The organism is Halorhabdus sp. SVX81, assembly GCF_029207715.1.
Taxonomy (GTDB): domain Archaea; phylum Halobacteriota; class Halobacteria; order Halobacteriales; family Haloarculaceae; genus Halorhabdus.
The window spans coordinates 2,893,317-2,914,048 of the sequence record NZ_CP104322.1 but is presented as its reverse complement, the minus strand read 5'-3'; the positions used below and the strand labels follow the sequence as shown (position 1 = coordinate 2,914,048).

Annotated in this window: 20 protein-coding genes and 1 tRNA gene; 10 read left to right on the top strand and 11 right to left on the bottom strand. The window is 60.3% G+C overall.

The features are described 5' to 3' along the window. Positions 1-85: 85 nt before the first annotated feature. Together SVXhr_RS14565 and SVXhr_RS14560 are read right to left on the bottom strand one after the other, a co-directional pair. A complete protein-coding gene (locus SVXhr_RS14565) occupies positions 86-1,291 on the bottom strand; it encodes a hypothetical protein (RefSeq protein ID WP_275738294.1) in 1,206 nt (401 codons plus the stop codon). A 943-nt stretch (positions 1,292-2,234) separates the two neighbouring features. Continuing rightward, positions 2,235-2,459, bottom strand: coding sequence for a hypothetical protein (locus SVXhr_RS14560; RefSeq protein WP_275738292.1), 225 nt, complete (start codon positions 2,457-2,459; stop codon positions 2,235-2,237). Positions 2,460-3,046: 587 nt separating this feature from the next. Here SVXhr_RS14560 and SVXhr_RS14555 point away from each other — a divergent pair. Both SVXhr_RS14555 and SVXhr_RS14550 read left to right on the top strand, forming a co-directional pair. Then, positions 3,047-3,520 carry a TRAM domain-containing protein gene (locus SVXhr_RS14555; protein WP_015789369.1) on the top strand — a complete coding sequence of 158 codons (474 nt, stop codon included), beginning with the start codon at positions 3,047-3,049 and terminating at the stop codon, positions 3,518-3,520. A 99-nt stretch (positions 3,521-3,619) separates the two neighbouring features. Next, positions 3,620-4,405, top strand: a complete 786-nt coding sequence (locus SVXhr_RS14550) for an SDR family oxidoreductase (RefSeq protein WP_275738289.1) — start codon at positions 3,620-3,622, stop codon at positions 4,403-4,405. Between the two features lie 38 nt (positions 4,406-4,443). Here the strand turns inward: SVXhr_RS14550 and SVXhr_RS14545 are convergent, their stop codons facing one another. The 4 genes from SVXhr_RS14545 to SVXhr_RS14530 form a co-directional block, all read right to left on the bottom strand. After that, the gene (locus tag SVXhr_RS14545; RefSeq protein WP_008526118.1) at positions 4,444-4,650 is read right to left on the bottom strand and encodes a hypothetical protein; all 207 of its coding nucleotides are present in this window, start codon (positions 4,648-4,650) and stop codon (positions 4,444-4,446) included. A 71-nt stretch (positions 4,651-4,721) separates the two neighbouring features. After that, positions 4,722-6,335: a hypothetical protein gene (locus SVXhr_RS14540; protein WP_275738283.1), complete on the bottom strand. Its 1,614-nt coding sequence runs from the start codon at positions 6,333-6,335 to the stop codon at positions 4,722-4,724. Continuing rightward, the gene (locus SVXhr_RS14535) at positions 6,332-7,090 is read right to left on the bottom strand and encodes an ABC transporter ATP-binding protein (protein WP_275738281.1); all 759 of its coding nucleotides are present in this window, start codon (positions 7,088-7,090) and stop codon (positions 6,332-6,334) included. The genes SVXhr_RS14540 and SVXhr_RS14535 overlap by 4 nt, the downstream gene beginning before the upstream one ends. 82 nt (positions 7,091-7,172) lie before the next feature. Then, positions 7,173-7,478, bottom strand: a complete 306-nt coding sequence (locus SVXhr_RS14530; protein ID WP_275738279.1) for a hypothetical protein — start codon at positions 7,476-7,478, stop codon at positions 7,173-7,175. Between the two features lie 162 nt (positions 7,479-7,640). Between SVXhr_RS14530 and SVXhr_RS14525 the strand changes: the two genes are divergently transcribed. The 3 genes from SVXhr_RS14525 to SVXhr_RS14515 all read left to right on the top strand — a co-directional run bounded on the left by SVXhr_RS14525 (position 7,641) and on the right by SVXhr_RS14515 (position 9,689). Beyond that, on the top strand, positions 7,641-8,576 hold the full coding sequence (locus tag SVXhr_RS14525; RefSeq protein ID WP_275738277.1) for a replication factor A: 936 nt from the start codon (positions 7,641-7,643) through the stop codon (positions 8,574-8,576). Then, positions 8,576-9,190, top strand: coding sequence for a DNA-binding protein (locus tag SVXhr_RS14520; protein WP_275738275.1), 615 nt, complete (start codon positions 8,576-8,578; stop codon positions 9,188-9,190). Before SVXhr_RS14525 ends, SVXhr_RS14520 begins: the two co-directional genes overlap by 1 nt. 67 nt (positions 9,191-9,257) lie before the next feature. After that, a complete protein-coding gene (locus tag SVXhr_RS14515; RefSeq protein ID WP_275738273.1) occupies positions 9,258-9,689 on the top strand; it encodes a CopG family transcriptional regulator in 432 nt (143 codons plus the stop codon). Between the two features lie 5 nt (positions 9,690-9,694). Here the strand turns inward: SVXhr_RS14515 and SVXhr_RS14510 are convergent, their stop codons facing one another. Next, positions 9,695-10,147: a DUF5814 domain-containing protein gene (locus tag SVXhr_RS14510; protein ID WP_275738271.1), complete on the bottom strand. Its 453-nt coding sequence runs from the start codon at positions 10,145-10,147 to the stop codon at positions 9,695-9,697. A 159-nt stretch (positions 10,148-10,306) separates the two neighbouring features. Continuing rightward, positions 10,307-10,558, bottom strand: a complete 252-nt coding sequence (locus SVXhr_RS14505; RefSeq protein WP_275738269.1) for a hypothetical protein — start codon at positions 10,556-10,558, stop codon at positions 10,307-10,309. Positions 10,559-11,340: 782 nt separating this feature from the next. On the opposite strand from SVXhr_RS14505, the gene SVXhr_RS14500 reads away from it, so the two are divergent. Continuing rightward, positions 11,341-11,412, top strand: a tRNA-His gene (locus SVXhr_RS14500). 514 nt (positions 11,413-11,926) lie between these two features. Then, positions 11,927-12,316 carry an HNH endonuclease gene (locus tag SVXhr_RS14665; protein WP_345799496.1) on the top strand — a complete coding sequence of 130 codons (390 nt, stop codon included), beginning with the start codon at positions 11,927-11,929 and terminating at the stop codon, positions 12,314-12,316. Positions 12,317-12,404: 88 nt separating this feature from the next. Here SVXhr_RS14665 and SVXhr_RS14490 read toward each other — a convergent pair whose 3' ends face one another. After that, entirely contained in the window at positions 12,405-12,734 is a 330-nt protein-coding gene (locus tag SVXhr_RS14490) for a spore germination protein GerW family protein (RefSeq protein WP_275738266.1), read from the bottom strand. A 156-nt stretch (positions 12,735-12,890) separates the two neighbouring features. Between SVXhr_RS14490 and leuS the strand changes: the two genes are divergently transcribed. The 3 genes from leuS (at position 12,891) to SVXhr_RS14475 (ending at position 19,078) form a co-directional block, all read left to right on the top strand. Then, positions 12,891-15,575: a leucine--tRNA ligase gene (leuS, locus tag SVXhr_RS14485; protein ID WP_275738263.1), complete on the top strand. Its 2,685-nt coding sequence runs from the start codon at positions 12,891-12,893 to the stop codon at positions 15,573-15,575. Positions 15,576-15,890: 315 nt separating this feature from the next. Next, positions 15,891-18,773, top strand: a complete 2,883-nt coding sequence (locus SVXhr_RS14480) for a YegP family protein (protein ID WP_275738261.1) — start codon at positions 15,891-15,893, stop codon at positions 18,771-18,773. 104 nt (positions 18,774-18,877) lie between these two features. Continuing rightward, the gene (locus tag SVXhr_RS14475) at positions 18,878-19,078 is read left to right on the top strand and encodes a hypothetical protein (RefSeq protein WP_275738259.1); all 201 of its coding nucleotides are present in this window, start codon (positions 18,878-18,880) and stop codon (positions 19,076-19,078) included. A 42-nt stretch (positions 19,079-19,120) separates the two neighbouring features. Here SVXhr_RS14475 and SVXhr_RS14470 read toward each other — a convergent pair whose 3' ends face one another. Continuing rightward, entirely contained in the window at positions 19,121-19,468 is a 348-nt protein-coding gene (locus tag SVXhr_RS14470; protein WP_275738257.1) for a hypothetical protein, read from the bottom strand. Between the two features lie 210 nt (positions 19,469-19,678). Continuing rightward, entirely contained in the window at positions 19,679-20,203 is a 525-nt protein-coding gene (locus tag SVXhr_RS14465; RefSeq protein ID WP_275738255.1) for a hypothetical protein, read from the bottom strand. Positions 20,204-20,732: the final 529 nt, after the last annotated feature.

Below are 20,732 nucleotides of genomic sequence, written 5' to 3'. Positions count from 1 at the left end.
TGTCTATAAATATAATATAGATGATGTAATGGGGTCTCTTTTTAAGAGAATTTTAATATTGGCCATATTCAATTATCTGATAATTTCAACCAAATGTATAGTCTACCTCGGTGTGACTGTTCCCTCTTGAAATCAAAAAGGGCCCAATAAAGTCTTGAAATTCGGTGTCAACACGAGAAGTTAAGACTTTATCGCCACTATTTGCTTTCTCTTCATACTGACAGATACTCCCCCAAGTGTGGGTTGCTGTTCGAGCTCGAGGATTATTATAATTGACTTCCCACCTTGCACGGCTAGAGTCAATGCTAGTGGTGATTTTCGAATCTTCCGGCGTCCAGCCAATTCCGAATCCGAAGCTCTTTGGGCCGGCAGAAATACTCACGGAGGATATTTTGGTACCTCCTGAATTTTTATTGTTTCCATATATTGCATTAGATTGATCATCACGGCCTGATTCCGGACTCATGTAGGCATTTTGATCCCAATTATGGGATGTATTGCAATGTCCGAGGACGAATTCGTCATTAGCCGATGAAGAAGTTAACTCAGAACCAGGAGTAGCTCTAACTGCGGTAAGGGCCCCACACCACTGGTCTGCTGTTTCATCATCGTAACCCTCCAAATAGTCGTGGTAGAATTTTTCTTCTACAGTAACTTCACCTTCAGACATAGTATCCTTGTAAGAGTCAGACCCGTCAGATGAACCTTCGTCAATTCTTCGCCCTCCAATCTGTGGGCAGCCAAATCCTTCTACTGCTTGTTTTGAACCATCCATCTGGGCCATACTGGGGATCCCCTCATCTGAACAAGTACTTTGCGAACTGACAGAATTGGTTGCAAATGAATCAGTAGAACTGACTTCAGTAACGTACTGGTCCATCTTTTCATGATTGGCTTTTGCAGCCTTTGAGTGATGATTGCCTTTGGGAACCGTTCCGCAGAAGTATTTGACTTGTCCAGACGCGGTTGTTCCAATCATATAGCTCACTGTCTTTCGGCTGTCTGGAATTCTCGGATTCGGCAACACGAGTCTTCTATTGTTTTTGATCGATTGGGCACTCTTTGTATTATTTCGGACACTGTGGTTCCTTTTTCTACCATTTCGGATCTTTTGGTTCGCATTTTGGATCGCTTTTGAACTGATTGGATCGTCCTCTGTTCCTTTTAATACCTGTATTTCTTCTAAGTTGTTTGTATTTTTCCTACTTTTGCCGAGTGTTTGGCCAAATCCAGAAAGTCCGAGTAGGCTAGTTGATGCTGTGATACCCTTGAGGTAGGTTCTGCGCTTCATATTCAGAATGAAAACAGACTCTACTATAATGTTTTTGCTTTTGCATTCTTGTTTGTCCTTATATCTAATTCCCATACCGTAGATGGTTTTGAGAGGCCGGTTTAGGAGAGGTGCAATAGAACGTAGCACATCAAAAAGCAGAGTGAACGCTGATCTGAATGAGTTCAGCGACGCTATAAGATAACCCTTTGGCAGATTCAATTTTCAATGTCGTGAAGGTAGAGACTCTACCCTGTTTGAGTACTTCTCTTTCGAGTTTCTCAAAGAGTTCGACGTATTCGTACCGTCTGTGTTGAGGGATTAAATGATTATAAATCACTAGGGATGATGCGCGTCTACGTCCACTGCTACTACCAGGACATCTATGGTATCCGTCCTATTGAACAAGATTTTTGCAACACGGTTGTTTGATAAACACGTAACTTTGATTGACCGCCCCCCAGAGGTCTGGTCGGTCGTTTCCTGTCCGATCTTGATACCTCGTAACGATGCTTTTACGCTCCACGTTGAGTAGTCGGCCTGCCGCGGTCTGCTAGACTTACCTATTGGATAATTCGACCGGCATGAAAGCGGTGTCAGCTAATTCTTGTCAGACACTGAGCTATTAGACTGCTAGTGTATCGTTGGGGATGGTTGAGATAGTCGTCGTGTTGGCATTACGGATCTCGGTGGCGTGATCGTGGGGACACCCGTTGCGATGGCGGCATCGGTAAGCGTCGTCGCATTGACCGTGGTTTCCTACGGCGTGGCGACATTGGTTCTCTCGTTGTAGCCTGCATTGTCGGTAATTGGCTGATAAAAATACCGCGAGGAGATGGCTACGAGCCATTAGATATTAATAACGATTAATATATTTTGAATGCCAAAATGGGTTGGGTGAGTCTTCGTCGGTTTATTTGCGCTCGGTCTTAAACTTAGCATGTCCACATGGAAGTGCCTTCTTTCATTCGGCCCCAGTTTCTTTCTCGTCCGTCTCTATAGCAGCGGCAACCGCGGCCTCAATACCCTGGAACAGGCCGTGGACTGCGACGAACATCCCAAGGGCGAATATACCACCAAAGAAAAGAAATACCGAGATATGGTCGCCAGTAGTCGGACCGCTGTATGTCAACGTGATGATTACTATGGTCCCGGTTATGACTTGCAAGATCGGGGATGTGTATGACATGCGTCTTTTTGTATGTTTATAAGGTCAAATTAGTTACGGTTCGTACCCCGTATTCGCCCGCGCTGAGGTAAATCCATTTGATACCGAGTGATTTCTGAAAGGTAGGAAAGAGCTACGAGACAATTCCGGGAAGCCCCTGCCATGCCAACGGCCGCATCGACGGTAATACAGCTACTGCTCTACGCAGATTGGCGAAAAACACGGCAGCGAAGCAGTCGAGAACTCCATGAGTTGGGCTCCTGTGCGGTTCAATGATCGCAAAAATCGTTGCGAGTGGGGTGTTGCAAGTCCTGCTTGGAACGTCCGCGGACCTCTGTGATTTCCGTCCCCAGCTATGATCAGAGACACTTCGCTTGGTTGGTTTGGATACCATCTGCTGAGACGGATTCTTCATCGTGAGAAACTATTCGATGCTCTCGCTCCAGTTGCTGATACGGAGGATACTCGTCAGTCCAGACCGCTCCCAGCGGCTGGGAGCGGTATTCTCTCTTCGGACACCGGTTGTGTTCGTCCTTGAATCTCGTTCCTTCCTCAGCGGGTGACCAGACGCAAACGTTTTGCTTGCCCACCAACTACGCCGATTCAGCATGGCGGACTGTCCACTCGCCGACGATTGCCCCGAGTTCACCGAGCGGATCGAGGGGATGGGGTGTACCCACTACGGCGACCGCGGCGGGGCCGAGTGGTGCAACCACTACAACCAGCCGATTTCCGACCTCAAATCCCAGCCGGTCCAGCCGGGCGAAGAAGTGGTCGTCACTGTCGAGGACATCCACGAGAGCGGGGCTGGCGTCGGTCGAACCGAGGACGGCTTCATCCTCCTGATCGACGGCGTCCTGCCCGAGGCTCGCGCCAAAGTTCGCGTGACGACTGTCCACTCGAACCACGCCCGGGCCGAGGAAGTCGAACGCCTCGAACTCGATCCGGAGGAATCCGAGGGCGAGGACGGCGACGAGGCCGGTGAATCCAGCGACGAGGAGTCTTCCGACGACGGGGACGGCCGCGACGACGGGCCGGACCGGCCCGAGCTCGGCAGTCGGGACAACTTCTGGGGCAGCTGACGGCCGGGCTGGCAGTCCGTCGATCTCCGTTCTTGCAGTCGATCTATCAGCTGACGCATCGCTCGTGACGCTTTTCTCCTCGGCGACGTACGTCTGGATATGGATCTTGAACTCGAGGGCAACGTCGCGGTGGCGACGGCCGCAACTAGCGGCCTCGGACTCGCGAGCGCCAAGGCACTCGCCGCGGAAGGTGCGAACGTCGTCGTCTGTGGCCGAACCGAATCACGGCTGGAATCCGCCCGCGAGCAACTCGCGGCGGCAGGGCCGGGCGATGTCCGGGCGATCGAGGCCGACATCACCGATCCCGATCACGTCGAGGCACTCGTTGCGGAGACCGTCGAGACCTTTGGCGGGCTGGATCACCTGGTTACGAGCGCCGGCGGACCGCCGAGCGGTTCCTTTCTCGACACCCCGACCGATGCCTGGTACGACGCCTACGACCTGTTGGTGATGAGCGCCGTCCGGACGACGCGGGCCGCCTACCCCCACCTCAAAGAGAGCGACGCGGGCTCGATCGTCAATATCACGTCCCGGTCGGTCCGAGAGGTCATCGACGACCTCGTGCTCTCGAACGCCGTCCGGCGGGCGGTCATCGGGCTGATGAAGACCCAGGCCCGAGAGTTCGCGCCGGACGTTCGCGTCAACGCCGTCCTACCGGGGGCCCACGAGACGGCCCGCATCGAGGAGTTGATCGACGATGCCGTCGAGCGTGGCGAATACGATTCCTACGGGGAGGGCTACGACGACTGGGCGGCGGACGTTCCGATGGGCCGCATCGGCGAGCCGCGGGAACTCGGCGACGTCGTGGCCTTTCTCTTGAGTCCCCGGGCGAGTTTCGTGACGGGCGCAGCCGTTCCGATCGACGGCGGGTCGATGCGGAGTTGACCCAGTTGTGGATGCGGAGTTGATCAGCCGTCACCGCTTCAGCGGCCGTCGGGCCTGGTCATCGAGAGCGTGAGCATTACGCCGAGGGCGATGAGGGCAACGCCCATCGCGACGACGTAGCCGATCGGCGGCATCCCGCCCCACGGCGGGTTCGGGTAGAAGAAGTCGACGATCAGGACGACGATCGCACTCAGTGCCGCAAGGACCGACAGGGCGAACAACCAGAACCAGACGAACCCACGCATACACGCGGGTTCTCCGGGTGCCCTATTCTAACTTCCGGGACGGGGTCCTCGGGTCCCGTGTCCGCTTGCGTTCACAACCTGTCGAGTGTCAGCGTTCGAAACCGCCGGATGGCGTACCAGTACCCGCCGGCAGCGACGAGACCCAGGACCGCTGTATACCCCACGAGGGCAAGGACCCCGCCGACGAGATGGTCCGTGATCGCGACCCACAGGAGGACGAACCCGATTGCGCCGACGAGCAGGCCGCCCATGAAGAAGATCATCGTGACCACGAGCGAGGGGTGGGCTCGCTCGACGTTCATGTACTCGCGGCGTTCGAACTTCGGGACGGCCGCGCCCAGGCCGAGTGCGACCCCCGTCGAAGCGACGGCGAGCACCACGGCCAGCAGTATCTGGCCGACGATGAACGCCGGCTCGTGTTCGGCCAGCGCGAGCGGGGTCCCAACGCCGAGCCCGACGATCAACCCCAGCACGATCCCGGCAAGCATTCGCCCTCGGAGCAGCGGGACGACCGACGACGTGCTCGAAAACAGCAACGGGAGCTGATCGCGGTCGTCGCCGAGTGGATTGAGACAGTACGCGCCACCCGCGAGGATGGCCCCGGCGATGACGGCCGCCGGTGGACCGATCGACAGCAATGTGTGGGGGTCTTCGAGTACCGTTCCGCTCATCCCCAGCGCGCCGAACAACACGGGCGTGAGATGGGCGAGCGTCCGCGGGTCGCGCCGCGTTCGGAGCAGGTACCGCCAGGCGATGCGTGCCGAGGGCGTACGGTTGAACAGCCAGGGGACGCCGTGGGTCCCCGCCACACGCGTGGTCGAGCTATCGCCACCAACGTTCCGGACGAGCAACAGCGTCTCCAGCCGGATCGTGACGACGAACCCGAGCGGGACGACAACGGCGAGCACGCCGGCGATGACGACGCCGACCGCCGTGACTGTCCCGCCCAGGGGAGCGAGCACGAGACCAGCGTAGGCCTGGACCGGATTGCCGGGCAGTATCGCGCCGATCGAGCCGGGTCCGAACCCATCCCCTCCCTCGAAGACTGGGGCCAACACCGCCTGGGTTCCGACGAAGACGGCGATCGTGAGGCCAAGGAACAGCCCCGCCCGAACCCACAGCGACAACTGTACACGCTCGTTGAGGTAGCGAGCGGTGTCACCGACGAGTCGACCAGCCATCAGTCCCGTTCCCACCAGCGGCAGGGAACCGAGGCCGACGAGCATGGGGACGAGCATGCTCCCGGCACCGACGCCGACGCCGGCGAGCACCACGATCCCCGCCGGAACGAACCCGGCGAAGCCCTCGATCGTTCGCGTGAGAAAGCGCCCGATCGACACCGCCGTCGGCGGGATCGACGTCCTGACCAGGGGGCCGACGACGCCGACTCGCGACTGGTTGAACCCGCCCACGAACCCCACGTAGCCGCCCGCGAACGCGACCCCGAGGTAACTCGCGGCGAGCGTGCCGATCGGCGGCGACCCGGTCGCGACATTCCGACCGAACCCGGCCGTCTGTTCCCACAGCACCAGCGGAAACCCGAACACCATCAGGCCGATAACTGCGAATCCCACGAGCTGTCGGCCGTTTCCACGCACGTTCCGGATCGTCGTGCGCAACTCCGTCCGGGAGAGCGTCCACGCCCCTCGCCAGACCTCCCGTCTCGATCGCTCGCGCCCCGTCATTGCCAGGCTCTCTCGGGATCAGCGGTCAGCTCCAGGAACGCGTCCTCGAGGTCGGCCTCGCCGTTTTCGTCGGCCGCTGCGGCGAGCCCGTCGGGCGACCCCTCCGAGACCAGTCGGCCGTCGTAGAGGACGCCCACCCGGTCGGCGATCTCCTCGACGACGGGAAGGATGTGCGTCGAGAGGAATACCGTCGTGTCACCGGCGGCCAGGTCGACGATCAACTCTCGGAGGGTCTTGGCCGCCCGCGGGTCGAGGCCGGATGTCGGCTCATCGAGGAACACCACGGCGGGATCGTGCTGGACGGCCTGGATAAATGCCGTCTTCTGTTTCATCCCCTTGGAGTAGCCGTCGATCCGCCGGTCCAGATCCGCCGCGAGATCCAGCGACTCAGCTATGTCGAGCGCCCGGTCTTCGACGCGGTTCCAGGGGATCCCCCGCAGATCCGCGGCAAAGTGCAACTGTTCACGACCGGTCAACTCCCGGTACACCGGCGGCTCCTCCGGGAGGAGCCCGATGTGCTCGACGAGGCTCGATCGGTCGGTACAGTGGACGCCGTCGACGAACCCGTCGCCGTTCGTCGGTTCGATCAATCCCGTCAAAATCCGCATCGTCGTGGTCTTCCCCGCGCCGTTGGGGCCAAGAAAGCCGTAGACGACGCCCGCGGGCACGTCGAGATCCAGCCCGTCGACGGCGACCGTCGCCCCGTAGCGTTTTGTCACTCCCCTTGCCGTGATCGCACTTGCGTCCGCTGTCATGACACGTGATATTCAGCCACCCCTTATAATGACTCATCCACGATTGCACGCGATGTAGTCATCCGGGTTTCGAGCCGGTCGGTCACCGAGAGTCGTTCGGTTCCCACGTTTCGATGGTCCCCGCCCGCACGTCCTCGACGCATCCCTGGCAGTCAGGGTGCTCCGGATCGACGCACTCCGGGCGACCGCTCCCGTCCACCCGGACGGCCCGCCGCTCGGCGTGTCGCCGGCAGACGATCCGCGCCCGCCCGTCCTCGGCGAGCGGGAGATCACTCCGGGCCGCGTGCTTTGCGCTTTCGTAGGCACGCCTGGCCTCGGCCAGTTGCCGGCCGGCGGACTCGATACCCGATCGCAGGAACTGCGGGAGCCGCTGCCCGTCCTCGGCCATGGTTGGGCTGTGAACTCCCTTCCTATGAATCTTCTCTCGGGAAACCGGGCTGCTAACCCTCCCCCTACTGTTTCACTTCCGCCGCGGTCGCCGCGACTTTATATAGGAGGCCGACCAACTGTCAATCGTCTCCCATCGAAAACACGCGGAGACAGCACAGCCATGACGGATTTGCATACCCACGCGGAAGAGATACACGAGCAGTTCACAGACCAGCTAGACGTCAGTGTCGACGATGTCGAGGAACGACTCGACACGCTGGTCAACGAGTACCAGGTACCGATCAGTGAAGCCCGTCGGAGCGTCACCAACTCCTACCTCGACGAGGCGGGGCTGGATCGCGAGGACATCGGCGGCGGCAGCGGCGGTAACGAGACCGTCCAGGCTGCCGATGTCGACGCGCCCGAGGAGTGGGTCGACATGACGGCAAAGGTCGTCGAGCTCTGGGAGCCCCGGAGCGACGCCGTCGCCCAGGTCGGTCTGCTGGGCGACGAGACCGGGACGATCAAGTTCACCAAGTGGTCCAAATCCGACCTCCCCGAACTCGACGAGGGCGCGACCTACCACCTCCGGAACGTCGTCACCGACGAGTACCAGGGCCGGTTCTCGGTCAAACTCAACCGGACGACGGTGATCGAGGAGACCGACGAGGAGATCGAGGTCGGCGACGACGCCCTCGAGGTCGAGGGGGCCTTAGTCGACATCCAGAGCGGCAGCGGGCTGATCAAGCGCTGTCCCGACGAGGACTGCACGCGCGTCCTCCAGAACGGCCGGTGTAGCGAACACGGCGAAGTCGAGGGCGAGTTCGACCTTCGGATCAAGGGCGTCCTCGACGACGGCGAGGACGTGACGGAGGTCATCTTCGATCAGGACGCGACCGAGAATCTCACTGGCATCACCTTAGAAGAGGCCAAGGACATGGCGATGGACGCCCTGGATACGAGCGTCGTCGTCGAGGAGATGCAGGGGACGATCATGGGGCGGTACTATCGCGTCGAGGGGCCGACCTTCGGGCGGTACCTGCTGGCCGACGAGGTCGAGACGCTGACCGACGCGGTCGATCCTGAAGCGACGCTGATCAAAGCGAGGTCGATATAATGGCGGCGACACCGACCCGAGAGGTCGCCCGCCGCGTCTTCGCGGGCGAGTTCAACGACGCGACCTACACGTTCAAGGAAAGCGACGACGACCGCGCGCCGGTGTACGTCCTCCTGCCGACGGGCGAGCGCGCCAATCGCGTCTTCGTCGTCGGCACGCTGACCGAGACCGAGGACGTCGGCGAGGACAGCGAATATTGGCAGGGCCGGATTGTCGACCCGAACGGCGACACCTACTTCGCCTACGCCGGGCAGTACCAGCCCGACGCCGCCTCGATGTTGCGGGAACTCGAACCACCGGCGTACGTCTCCATCGTCGGCAAGCCCCGGACCTACGAGACCGACGACGGCGAGGTCAACGTCTCGATCCGGCCGGAGTCGATCACGCCGGTCGACGAGACGACCCGGAATCGCTGGGTGGTCGAGACGGCCGAACGGACGCTCGAGCGCGTCCAGGGCTACCAGGAGGCCGACCCGACTCAGGACGACTACGCGGCTGACGAGTACGTCCAGATGGCTCACGACGAGTACGAACCGGCGGTCGAGAACTATCGACGGCTCGTCGTCGAGGCCTTAGAGAGCTTGGAAGAGGAGACGGCCGAACCTGAGGCCTGAGATCGCGGCGACTCTCTCCGCCGTCTGACAAATGATTAAGTAGGTGGGCAAACGATTGTCGCCAACCATGAGTAACAAGAACAAGACCATCTCCTTTCGGGTCAGCGAGGAGAAATTCGAGACCCTGAGAGAGATCGCCGAGGAGCGAGACCTTTCGCTGTCGGCCGTCTTCCGGGATTACGTCGACATGCTCGTCGACCACAGCGGCAAGGTCGAAGTCGTTCCGGAGCACGAACTCAGCGGTGAATCCGAAAGCGACGACGAGAGCTTCCCGCCGAAAGTCGAGGTGCCGAAATCGTTCATCCGCGAGCACGAGCGTCTCGAACTCGAATCCGACCACCTCCGGGAGCAACTTGAGGAGTACAAACGCTACGTGACAAAGCTCCGGGAGGAGGTCAACGGGGACGAAGAAGACGTGATTCAGCTCGAAGATCTAGACGGCGAGGAGGACGAGGACGAATCCGCCTATCGGATCGGCGAGTTCGACGAGCCGGTTTAACCCCGCTATAACAACTGCTCGCGTCTGTTTTGGGCCTGTCTGGCTGCGTCCGTCTCTCCCTCGACGTCCGCCAGTGATTCGACGGCTTCCAGCGTCCGGACCGCGCCGTCCAGAAACGAGAGGACGTCGCCGGGATAGGCATACAGCATGTAGTCGTCGCCCATCACGTCGACGATAGCGTCCGGGCCGAGGCCGTCGGCACGCAACTCCAGGAGGTAGCGGACGAATTTCTCCTCCGGATGACCACAATGGGGGGCCGACTGGCAGTCACAGTCCATGAAGTCCTCGGCGAAGTCAAGCACGCGATCACGGGTCGCGTCGTCGAGTTTGCCCAGGTTCTCGCCGTGAAAGAGGACGTCCAGCGTCGCGCCGGCGAAGGCGCTCTTCGGGAACGAGGTCTCTAGTTGAGAGACAAGCTGGCGGTGGTTCTTGATGTAGATCTTGTCGGTGATCGCCACGACGACCGGAAAATGGGGCCAGTGCGCAAAAAGGGTCTCGGATGACGGAATTGTATGTCCGGGCCTCACCAGCTGAATATCTCGGGTGGGACGTCCGGCGGCCAGCAATCCGAAATCGGGTTTGTACGTAGCCCCCTCCTGTGGCTCTGTCAGTCTGATCTACGACGACGTCGTCTTCGTTGTCTCTCTCTTCTGCACTACCAACGCGGCACTCAGTATGATCACCGAGACGCCCATCGTTGCGATCTTTGCGACACCGCCGGTGAATCCCCCGAGCGCGAATGCGGCGAACCCGGCGGCTGCGACGAGGTGATACTTTCGCTGTTGTCCCGATCGGGACGCTCTCAGGAGATTGATACACATAAGCATCAGGCCCGCTATGATGAAGACGAACCCGTCCGGTATATTCATCCCTTGAAAGTTGTTTGCTGTATATTGGATTATTTCTTTCGGTGCACTGATATTTGGTCCCGCTGGCTTCAGGACGCGATCGTTTTTGTCCCCCGGAACGCCCGTGAGTCATTGCCGGCCCGGATCCTGGTGGACGCTATTCGGCGTCCTGTCGCGTCCGAAATCGCGTGAGCCGTCGATCCAGTGTCGGCCAGAGGAAGTACAGCACGATCGGGATCGCGAGCAGCCCGACGACAATCATATTGGGCCAGGGTCCCCCAACAGCTGCCCCCCCCCGAAGGAGAACACGATGCCGAGTGTACAGATGGCCACGGTCAGGCCAGCGAGGTTCGAGATCACCGTGTCTTTGACTCACTTCATACAAATCGTTCATTTCCACTGTCACAAAAATCTTCTTCATACTACTATCTCCGTTGCGGCATCAGATAGTCCAAGCCTTGACTAACCGCTCGTTGCGGTTGTTTCTTGTGAGGGCCTGCGCTCCGCGCAGAACCTCGGTCCGATTCGATTCTCTGTGGATTTCTGCGGGGCTCGCGGTTTGCTCGCCGTAGAATGCTCGCGGGTCACTTCGTTCCCCGCTCGCAGAAATCGAGATCGCTCAAGAATTCGCGATCTCGCACAGTCCGGGTGCGAGAATCGGGCCCGGTCCTCGGGTTGTCTCAGCACGGGCTAGTTCGCGCTTTCGTGTCCACACACGCCGGGGTATGAACGTCGGGACAGCGCCCGAATGAGTCGTAACGTATTTGAACGACAGCGAGATAGATGCAAGTGCTCTCAGCGTGTCCGGGTTGGGGTAGTGGTTATCCTTCAGCCTTGTGGAGGCTGAGAGGCGGGTTCGATTCTCGCACCCGGACCTTATTTCCGCGATCTAAAAGTGTGAATCATATCTGAGGCTGACGGCTCTCGTTTATCACTCGGTGCGGTGCCACAGTACTTGTGCAGGAATTTCAGTGTCCGACGTGTGAACGCGTGTTCGAAACGAGGCGTGGTCTTGGTGTCCATCACAGTCGTCGCCACGGTGAGCAATTGCCGAATCGAGAGTGTGCTGAATGTGGCGAACAGTTTTACTGTGAGTACGAGAAAACATACTGTTCGGAGGATTGTCGATCGAAGGCGATATCGTTCGCAGGCGAACACAATCCGAACTACTCCGGTGGCAAAGAGACGACCACCTGCGACAGCTGTGGTACGGAATTTGAGTACTACCCCTCCGAGAAAGAAGGGGTTCTATGCAGTACTTGCGTCGAATCTGTCTCATGGCGGGAATTGCCCGACATCGACGGACCGGCTAATCCACGCTGGAACGGTGGGAAAGTGACGGTGTCGTGTGACGTTTGCGGGACGACTGTCGAACGATATCCAAGTGAGATGGACGGTGAAGTCACCCTCTGTAGTCCAGCCTGTCACCACGAATGGCTCTCCGACGCTTTCAGCGGTGACGGTCATCCAAACTGGCGGGGTGGTGACACCGGAAACTACGGTCAGGGATGGAATGCAGTCCGCCGCGAAGCACTCGAACGTGACGAATTCGAGTGCATACACTGTGGAATTGACTCCGATAGTCTCGGTCGGAACCCCGATGTTCACCATATCATCCCGGTTCGAGCGTTTGTCAACTCAGATGGGTATGAGAAAACAGACGCCCACACCATCGACAATGTCGTTTCCTTGTGTCCGTCCTGCCATCGCCGGGCGGAGTTCGGACATATCGAAGCGGCCACACTCCGGGCGGAAGCAAATATCGTGAATTCAGACTGATTTTCTAACTGATCTCACGTATCGCTCGGAGTCGCCATCCGTCTCAACCCCTTCGTTTCCACTCGAGATTCGGTCACACGGGAACCAGTCACTCACGCACTCGTCCGAGCAGCCACCCGATTGCAATGCCGAGGACGGCTGCGCCGAACAGCGGCTTCCGATCGTCGAACCGGACGAATCGGGTGTGTTCGTCGGTGATTTCGAGCGCCCCGGCCGGCTTCGCCGAGAGACCGCCACCGCCGCTGACACCGCTTCCGCCGTCCCCTTCGCCGAACCCGCCGCCAAAGCCCGACGAAATGCGGGCGACGGGGACGACCGTCCGGCCGTCGCGTTCGATCGGCTCGCCGTAGACGGTCTCGACGGCGGCTCTTTCCCGGATCGTCTCGACGATCGTGGTGACCTGCTCGGGGAGTTCCATGATCTCCCGAGGTGACGTCCCCACAGCCAATAATCGTTCCCTCGATACGGGCGCGAACGCCGTTTCACAGTCACCGCTTGCCCACGATCGTGTTCGCGCTACAGTGACCCCGGAAGAGAAAGGTATAGCAGTATCGCCCTCTCAGATGGGGCCAAGATGGCCACAGAGCACGATCAGCGCGATCACGGGTTCGATCACACCGAGATCGAGCCCGCCTGGCAGGACGAATGGGCGGAGGCTGACGTCTTCCGCATCCCCGACGACGCGGAGGATCCGGCGTACGTCCTGGCGATGTTCCCCTACACCTCGGGGAACCTCCACATGGGACACGTCCGCGTCTATACGATCACCGACGCGTTCGCTCGATTCGAGCGCATGCGCGGGGAGGAAGTCCTCCATCCGATGGGGTGGGACTCCTTCGGCCTCCCCGCCGAGAACGCCGCCGAGGAGCGTGACACCAACCCACGTGACTGGACGCTTTCCTGCATCGACTCGATGCGCGAGCAACTCTCCCGGATGGGCTTTGGCTACGATTGGGAGCGAGAACTGGCGACCTGTGACCCCGAGTACTACCGCTGGAACCAGTGGCTGTTCGAGCGCTTCCACGAGGAAGGACTCGTCGAACGCCAGGCGTCCGAGTTGAACTGGTGTCCCTCCTGCGAGACGGTCCTGGCGGACGAACAGGTCGAAGGCGAAGCGGAACTCTGCTGGCGGTGTGACACGCCGATCGAGACCCGCGAGATGGACCAGTGGTTCCTCACGATCACCGACTACGCCGAGGAACTCTACGAGGCCTTAGACGGGCTGGATGGGTGGCCCAACAACGTCCGGGAGATGCAGCGCAACTGGATCGGCAAACAGGCGGGCGCCAGCGTCGCCTTCGAGATTCCCGGCTACGGCGAGGTCGACATCTTCACGACCCGCCTGGACACGATCTACGGCGCGACGTACTTCTCGCTCGCGCCGGGACACCCCGTCGCCCGGGAGATCGCCGACGAGAACGACGAGGTCGCCGAATACGTCGAGATGGCCGAACAAGCCGACGAGGACGACCTGGACGTCACCTCGGGCGTGTTCACCGGCGAGTACGCCGTCAATCCCGCCACGGGCGAGGAGATCCCGGTCTACGTCGCCGACTACGTGCTGACCGATATCGGGACCGGCGCGCTCTACGCGGTGCCCGCTCACGACGACCGCGACCACGAGTTCGCGACGGCCCACGACATCCCGATCCAGCAGGTCGTCGAACCGACCGAAGACGCCGATATCGATCCCGAAGACATCGACGTTCAGGAGGCTGCCTACACCGAGGACGGTGTGCTCGTCAACAGCGGCGAGTTCGACGGGCTGGAAAGCGCAGACGCCCGCGAGCGATTCGTCGAGGAATTCGACGGCGAGCACCGCACGGAGTACAACCTGCGGGACTGGGGCATCTCACGGCAGCGCTACTGGGGGACGCCGATTCCGATGGTCTGGTGTGACGAGTGCGACGCGGTCCCCGTGCCCGAGGAGGACCTCCCCGTCGAACTGCCGGAGTTCGTCCACACGACCGGCAACCCCTTGGACGCCGCCGAGGACTGGAAGCACGTCGAGTGTCCCGAATGCGGTGGCCCCGCCGAACGCGAGACCGACACCATGGACACCTTCATCGGGTCGTCGTGGTACTTCCTGCGATACGCTTCGCCGGATCTCGAGGATGCCCCGTTCGACAGCGAGCGGGCAAGCGAGTGGATGCCGGTCGATCAGTACGTCGGCGGGATCGAACACGCCGTGATGCACTTGCTCTATGCGCGCTTTTTCACGAAGGTCCTCGACGATATCGACCTGCTTTCCGGGGTCCGGGAACCCTTCGAGAACCTCACCAACCAGGGGATGGTCCTGGGCGAGGACGGCAACAAGATGTCAAAGAGCCGCGGCAACGGCGTCTCCCCTCAGCGAATCATCGAGGAGTACGGCGCCGACACGGCGCGGCTGTTCATCATGGAGGCCGCCCAGCCCGAGAAGGAACTCGCCTGGAACCCGGAGGGCGTCCGCTCGGCCCATGACTTCCTGCAAAGCCTCTACACGCTGGCAGTCGAGTACGAGGCGGGTGAGGTAGCGACGGCCGACGACGGGAACGACACCGACAGGGCGATCGCGGAGTACGTCTCCCGTGAGATCGAGGCGACCGCCGCCAGGACGACTGCGGAGTACGAGGACTTCCGGTTCAACCATGCCTTGCAGGCGGTCCGGGAACTCGTTTCCCTGCTGCGCCGGTACCGGGACGTGACAGCCGTCGATACCGAGACGTTCGAGCATGGACTGGCGACAGCAACGAAACTCCTCGCGCCGGTTGCGCCACACGTCGGCGAGGAGATCGCCGACGTTCTCGGCACCGACGGCTTGCTGGTCGAAGCCGAGTGGCCCGCGGGGGAAGCCCCTGAGGAGTATACCCTCGAACGCCGCCTGATCGAGGACACTCGCGAGGACGTCCGGGACATCGTCGAGACGGTCGGCATCGAGGATCCCGACGAGATCACGCTCGCGGTTGCGCCCGCCTGGATGCACCAGGTCGCCGAGATCGCTCGCGACGCCGAGAACGTCGTCCCGGCGGTCATGCAGAACGAGGACCTCCAACGCTACGGCGAGGACGCCGCCGACTACGCGAAGGAACTCGCCGGCCGGGGTCACGTCGAGGAGTTCCTCGCTCCCGAGCGCGAACAGGCCGCCCTCGAGCGGGCCGCCTGGTTGATCGAACGGGAGTTCGACGCCGCGGTTACGGTCCTGGCTGCGGAGGACGCGCCCGACGACCTCGTCGGCAAGACCGAACCCGGCCGCCCGGCGATCGACATCGAGGAGTGATCGCGACGGGCTACACTCCCGGGTCGGTATCGACCAGTTTGTCGCTTTCCCGACTCGTTCGTCCCGCGACCGCTGTCTGTACCGTTTCGACTGTCATTGATCCGCGGCGATCCGGCAGAAACGTAAGATATATGAATTGATCGCGGTTTTTGCGCATTCTGAAAACCATTCCCTCGCTGTCTTCCTGTCGGCTCGACCGAATGGCTCCAAACTTATTGCTGATATCGATATTATAAGAGTCATTTCGGGATCGAATGAGCTTGAAACGTGTCGTATATTTATTTAGTCCGATCCTAGATACGGTGATGGCAACACATGGCTGTCGACGACATTCGAGATCAGAAACTCGTCGAACTGTATCACCGGTACATCGGGGAACCGGAGTCCAAACGTGACATCTACGGTTATTGGCTGTTGCTTTTGGGGAGTCTCACGGGGCTGCTCGGGGTCTTCGTCTTCCAGATCGAACAGCACTTCTTTGCGGGGAACTTCGAAATCCGGGAGATCGCCATCGTCCTCTCGGCCATCGGACTGGCTTTGGGGCTATTCGCCGTGGTCGTGCTCTTGCCGGTCCGTCGGCGTGGTATGCAAGCCAGTATTCTTGGCCTCGCTATTGCCTTCCTGAGCATCATCGCTTTCACACAGATCTATCCCGGTGCCTGGACGGTTGGGCCGGCCTATAGCGCTGAAATCATTGCCGTCTATACGCTCGGCATCGGGACTATCGTCGCTGTCGCCATCCTCGTCCCGATCGTCACCGGCGAAAAGGGGCTGTTGGTCGAACCCGAACTCGGCTTGGGCGACGACGAGGCACCGATACTCGTCGGCGATGCGACTCGGGATGCGTTTTTCACCGTCTTCGAGACGCCGACGAACGACTGGACCTGGCGGACGATCCAGCGTGACGCGATCGGGCAGAGTGCCACGACGGTGGCGACCGACACCGACGCACGGATGGAAGTCCAGGCGGTCCGTGAGAAGATCGCCGGTGCCGGGCTGCTCGATATCACGACCGCGGCCTTCCGACTGTACCAGACCGAGAGTGAGGAGTGGGAGTGGTCGCTGGTCACCGCCGACGGGAGTATCATCTCGGCCAGCGATGACGCCCACGCGGACCGTGACGCGATCGAGTCGGCAGTCAACTTCTTGAAAGAGGAGACGCCGAACGCCAGCCTCGTCGAGATCCAGGGGGCGGCCTTCGACATCACTCAGGACGAGGGTGACCGCTGGCACTGGCGACTCATCGACGAACGCCACCGTCCACTCGCTGCGGGGCCCGACGCCTATGGTGAGGAGGCCAACGCCGAGGCTGCCATCGATCGCTTCCTCGAATGGGTCGAGGATCCACGCGCGCTCGCCGTAGAGACCATCGCCATCGAGCTGTTTGAGGACGGCGACGGCTGGCGGTGGCGCGTCATCGACGACGCCGACAATCCGCTGGTCACGAGCGACGGGACCTTCGACTCGCGCGGTGAGGCTGAGGCCGCCGGGACGACCATGGCCCGGCAACTCTCGGCGGCGGCCGTCATCGAACACGGCTCACCGGGATACGAGGTCTACGAAAGCGACAGTTGGTCGGGCGCTGATTCCGAGTTCGAACCAGCCAACGCGGGCTGGACGTGGCGACTCCGGGATCGTGCCGACGAAATCATCGCCACGATGCACGGCCACGCAACCGACGAAGGCGACGCCACGGCTAGTGCGGAACGCACGCGTTCGGCCCTGAGCGAGACCGAGACGATCGAATTCGAGGGGGCGGATTACGAGGTGTACCCCGCCGACGAGCAGTGGCACTGGCGGCTGGTCTCGGCTGATCGTGATGTGCTCGCGGACAGTACTGTGGCCTTCGCGGACAGAGAAGAGGCCGAGACGGCGGCCGACCGCGTTCGTGAACAGGCGCTTGCTGCCGACCTCATCGAATTCGAGCAGGCCGCATTCCAGCAGTACGAGTCCGACGGCGAGTGGCGCTGGCGACTCATCGACGAGGACGGGAAGGTGATGGCCGACAGCGGCGAGTCCTACGAGGACAAAGCCGAGGTCACCGAGGGGATGCGGACGCTGAAAGAGAACGCGCCCGACGCGGAGGTTCTTGAGATCGACACTGCCGCGTTCGAGATCCACCTGACTGGTGGCGGCGATTACGCCTGGCGGCTTATCGACGAGGGCGGGAAACTCATCGCCGAGAGCGCCACGTCCTATCCCTCACGGGCCGAGGCCCGGGAGGCCGTTAACTTCCTGATCGATCACATCGACGACGCGGCCGTTCGTGCGATGGAACATGCCACCTTCCAGCTCGTCAGCGACGAGGAGACCTGGGGCTTCTGGCTGGTCGACACCGACGGGACGATCCTCGCCGAATCTGTCGAGGAGTACCCCACATACGACGACGTCACGACGACGATCGCCAACGTCCGCGAGGCTGGCGCTCAGGGATCGATCGACACGATGGGGGCAGTGACGGTACAGCTCCGCCAGAACGCCGGCTATCACTGGCGGCTCATCGACGGGGATCGCAACCTCGTCGCCGGCGGCGAACGGACCTACGAAACCCGGACCGCCGCCGAGACGGACATCGACCGCCTCATTTCCGATGCCGCCGACGCCCCGGTCTTCGACATCGGCCGTGGCGTCATCTGGGTCGACCGGCGGGGCGAGCAGTGGCAATGGCGGCTCATCGACGCGGATCGGCGGGATCTCGCGGTGAGTCCCCGGACCTACGAGAGCCGCGGGGACGTCATCGACGACGTCGAGATGGTCCAGGCCCGGGCCGGCGATGCCGAACGGATGGATATCGAGACGCTTGCGTTCGAGCCCTACCGGGAGGGTGACCTCGCGGGCGAGACGTCCGTCGCCGGTGACGCGGATGGCGATGCAGCCGGACAGTGGCGGTGGCGACTCATCGACGAGGACGAGACGGTACGGGCGGTCAGCGCCGGCAGATACGAGACTCGGGACGCAGTCGCCGACGCCATCGACGAGGCGCGTGAGACGACCGGGAAAGCGAGCATCCTCGAGATCGACGAGGTCTCCTTCGAGTTCGCCCAGCGCGACGACGGCTGGATCTGGCGACTCATCGACGAGAACGGCTCGGCGCTCGCCGAGAGCGTCGAACCCCACGACACCCGCCAGTCGGCCCGCGAGGAGATGCTCACCGTCAAAGAGCACGCCCCCGAGGGCGAAACCGTCGTCTCCTGGTAGGTCGGCCCGGGATTCGATCGCGATGATCGCGCTCCACCCAACGTAGCCGGCGGATCTTGTGGACAGTGCGGACCTTTTATAGCCCGTCTGGCCATAGTCGTCGTATGAGCACGTCCGACGAAGACGGGGCTATCGAGGAGGCGCTCCGGACGGTGACGCCGCTGACGACGGAACGTCCCAACCTCCAGATGAACGTGGTTGGCTATCTTGTCTTGCTGCCGATCCTGCTGTTGCTGTTGCCCCTGTTACCGTTTGCGGTCCTGTACCTGCTCCTCTCGAAAGGTGCGAAAGCCCTTCGCGGATAGGCGCCCTCTCACGGTGCTGTTCGCCGGCCGTCGCGCGGCCCCTCAACGTTTTTCGACGAACGTCGCGTCCGCCGAGGTCCGGCCCTCGTTGAACGAGAGCACCTTCGCCCGGATGACATCACCTTCGCTGACGGCGGCCGGGACGTCCTCGGTAAATAGCACGAACCCCTCGACCTTTCCGACGGCGATTCGCTCGCCGGAGTGGTGATCGGTGAACTCGACGACGCCGAACTCGTAGACTTCGCCCAGTTCGACCGGTGGCTCCCGGCCCTGGGCGGCCTCGTGTGCCTGCCGCGAGGCGGCCCTCTCCGACGATCGGCCCCACCACAGGACTATCACGATCGCGAGAACGAGGCCCACCCCGGCGGCGACGAACCAGATTTCATCCATGTCTGTCCCCTGGTCATGGTGCTCAATGACAGTGGCGGTTGGTGGCTGGGGGCCGATACTGTTCGGTGAGGGATCGCCTCACTGTCGTGTCCGGGCCGATAGTATCGCTATAGAGTGCCCGATCTGTTAGCAACTACCGGATGATAGCAGTGGCTTCGGTCTTGGAAGTGGATTTTGAAGGAAATGGGTGGTCGGCGGGGATCTATCGCTTTAGTCGGTATTCTGGCATGGTCGATGGCGCTTGAGGCCGATCGATACGTCAGATGGCTCCGTCCAGGCGATCGGCAAATAATTTCCATTTCCGTAATAGAAATAATCCACTTGAAAATCGTCTACGGTAGGTTTTGTCCAGAATTCGGGCGACGCAAAGATGACGTACTTTGGCAACTCGTTGGCCGTGAGTGAGACGTTCAATGCCTTTTCCTCAGAGATAGTTCCTAGACAACGACTATCGATAATCGACCCATCGTCTCGATAGAGTCGGATGCTTACGTTTGTGAAAGAGGGATATCCATTGAGTATGCCTCCAATCTCAATAGTCCCCGTGAGATTGAATCGTGGATCTGTTGAAATATCTCCATCAAAATCGATATCCGTATGCTGTTGTGGTGGTGAGTTCGGTGTTTGTTTCTCCTCGTGACCAATACCGCCCGTGAAGACAAATATAGAACCACCAGCCACTACTAGAACCACGAAGATGAGACTCCCAACGAGGAGTTTGTTATTCAGGTTCATGGATCGTTAGCAGCTCTTGATTGCTGACAGTGGCTTCAGTCCTACTAGTAGATTCTAAATCGAATAGACGACCGGCGGAGTTCTGTCGGTTCAGTTGGCGTTTTGGCATGGTCGATGGCGCTTGATGTCGATCGATACGTCAGATGGTTCCGTCCAACGAATGTGGAGATAATCGCCATTCCCGAAATAATAATACGCCACCTGAAAATCATCTACGGTAGATTTGGTCCAGAACTCGGGGGACGCAAAAACCACATACGTTGGCAACTCGTTAGATGTGAGTGAGACGTTCAGATTCCGATTATCCGTGAGCGTTCCCATACAGTGGCTCTTGATGAGTGATCCGTCTTCTCGGTACAGCCGGATACTGAAATTGTCGAACCTCGTCTGTTGCTGATGAAGACCAGATAATTGAATATTTCCCGTGATATTGAACCCCGGTTCGGCGGTGATATCCCCACTGAAGTAGACGATATTATGCTGTCTTGGAGGATTCAGCTGTTTATCGGCATTTGTCTCTGAACTATCC

Excerpts from the sequence above, each read along its gene's own strand:
- SVXhr_RS14535 (WP_275738281.1), bottom strand. The coding sequence starts at position 7,090 with ATGACAGCGGACGCAAGTGCGATCACGGCAAGGGGAGTGACAAAACGC.
- SVXhr_RS14525 (WP_275738277.1), top strand. The coding sequence starts at position 7,641 with ATGACGGATTTGCATACCCACGCGGAAGAGATACACGAGCAGTTCACA.
- SVXhr_RS14480 (WP_275738261.1), top strand. The coding sequence starts at position 15,891 with ATGGCTGTCGACGACATTCGAGATCAGAAACTCGTCGAACTGTATCAC.
- SVXhr_RS14550 (WP_275738289.1), top strand. The coding sequence starts at position 3,620 with ATGGATCTTGAACTCGAGGGCAACGTCGCGGTGGCGACGGCCGCAACT.
- leuS (WP_275738263.1), top strand. The coding sequence starts at position 12,891 with ATGGCCACAGAGCACGATCAGCGCGATCACGGGTTCGATCACACCGAG.
- SVXhr_RS14530 (WP_275738279.1), bottom strand. The coding sequence starts at position 7,478 with ATGGCCGAGGACGGGCAGCGGCTCCCGCAGTTCCTGCGATCGGGTATC.
- SVXhr_RS14540 (WP_275738283.1), bottom strand. The coding sequence starts at position 6,335 with ATGACGGGGCGCGAGCGATCGAGACGGGAGGTCTGGCGAGGGGCGTGG.
- SVXhr_RS14505 (WP_275738269.1), bottom strand. The coding sequence starts at position 10,558 with ATGAATATACCGGACGGGTTCGTCTTCATCATAGCGGGCCTGATGCTT.
- SVXhr_RS14560 (WP_275738292.1), bottom strand. The coding sequence starts at position 2,459 with ATGTCATACACATCCCCGATCTTGCAAGTCATAACCGGGACCATAGTA.
- SVXhr_RS14475 (WP_275738259.1), top strand. The coding sequence starts at position 18,878 with ATGAGCACGTCCGACGAAGACGGGGCTATCGAGGAGGCGCTCCGGACG.
- SVXhr_RS14470 (WP_275738257.1), bottom strand. The coding sequence starts at position 19,468 with ATGGATGAAATCTGGTTCGTCGCCGCCGGGGTGGGCCTCGTTCTCGCG.
- SVXhr_RS14545 (WP_008526118.1), bottom strand. The coding sequence starts at position 4,650 with ATGCGTGGGTTCGTCTGGTTCTGGTTGTTCGCCCTGTCGGTCCTTGCG.
- SVXhr_RS14490 (WP_275738266.1), bottom strand. The coding sequence starts at position 12,734 with ATGGAACTCCCCGAGCAGGTCACCACGATCGTCGAGACGATCCGGGAA.
- SVXhr_RS14555 (WP_015789369.1), top strand. The coding sequence starts at position 3,047 with ATGGCGGACTGTCCACTCGCCGACGATTGCCCCGAGTTCACCGAGCGG.
- SVXhr_RS14465 (WP_275738255.1), bottom strand. The coding sequence starts at position 20,203 with ATGAACCTGAATAACAAACTCCTCGTTGGGAGTCTCATCTTCGTGGTT.
- SVXhr_RS14665 (WP_345799496.1), top strand. The coding sequence starts at position 11,927 with ATGGACGGTGAAGTCACCCTCTGTAGTCCAGCCTGTCACCACGAATGG.
- SVXhr_RS14565 (WP_275738294.1), bottom strand. The coding sequence starts at position 1,291 with ATGAAGCGCAGAACCTACCTCAAGGGTATCACAGCATCAACTAGCCTA.
- SVXhr_RS14515 (WP_275738273.1), top strand. The coding sequence starts at position 9,258 with ATGAGTAACAAGAACAAGACCATCTCCTTTCGGGTCAGCGAGGAGAAA.
- SVXhr_RS14520 (WP_275738275.1), top strand. The coding sequence starts at position 8,576 with ATGGCGGCGACACCGACCCGAGAGGTCGCCCGCCGCGTCTTCGCGGGC.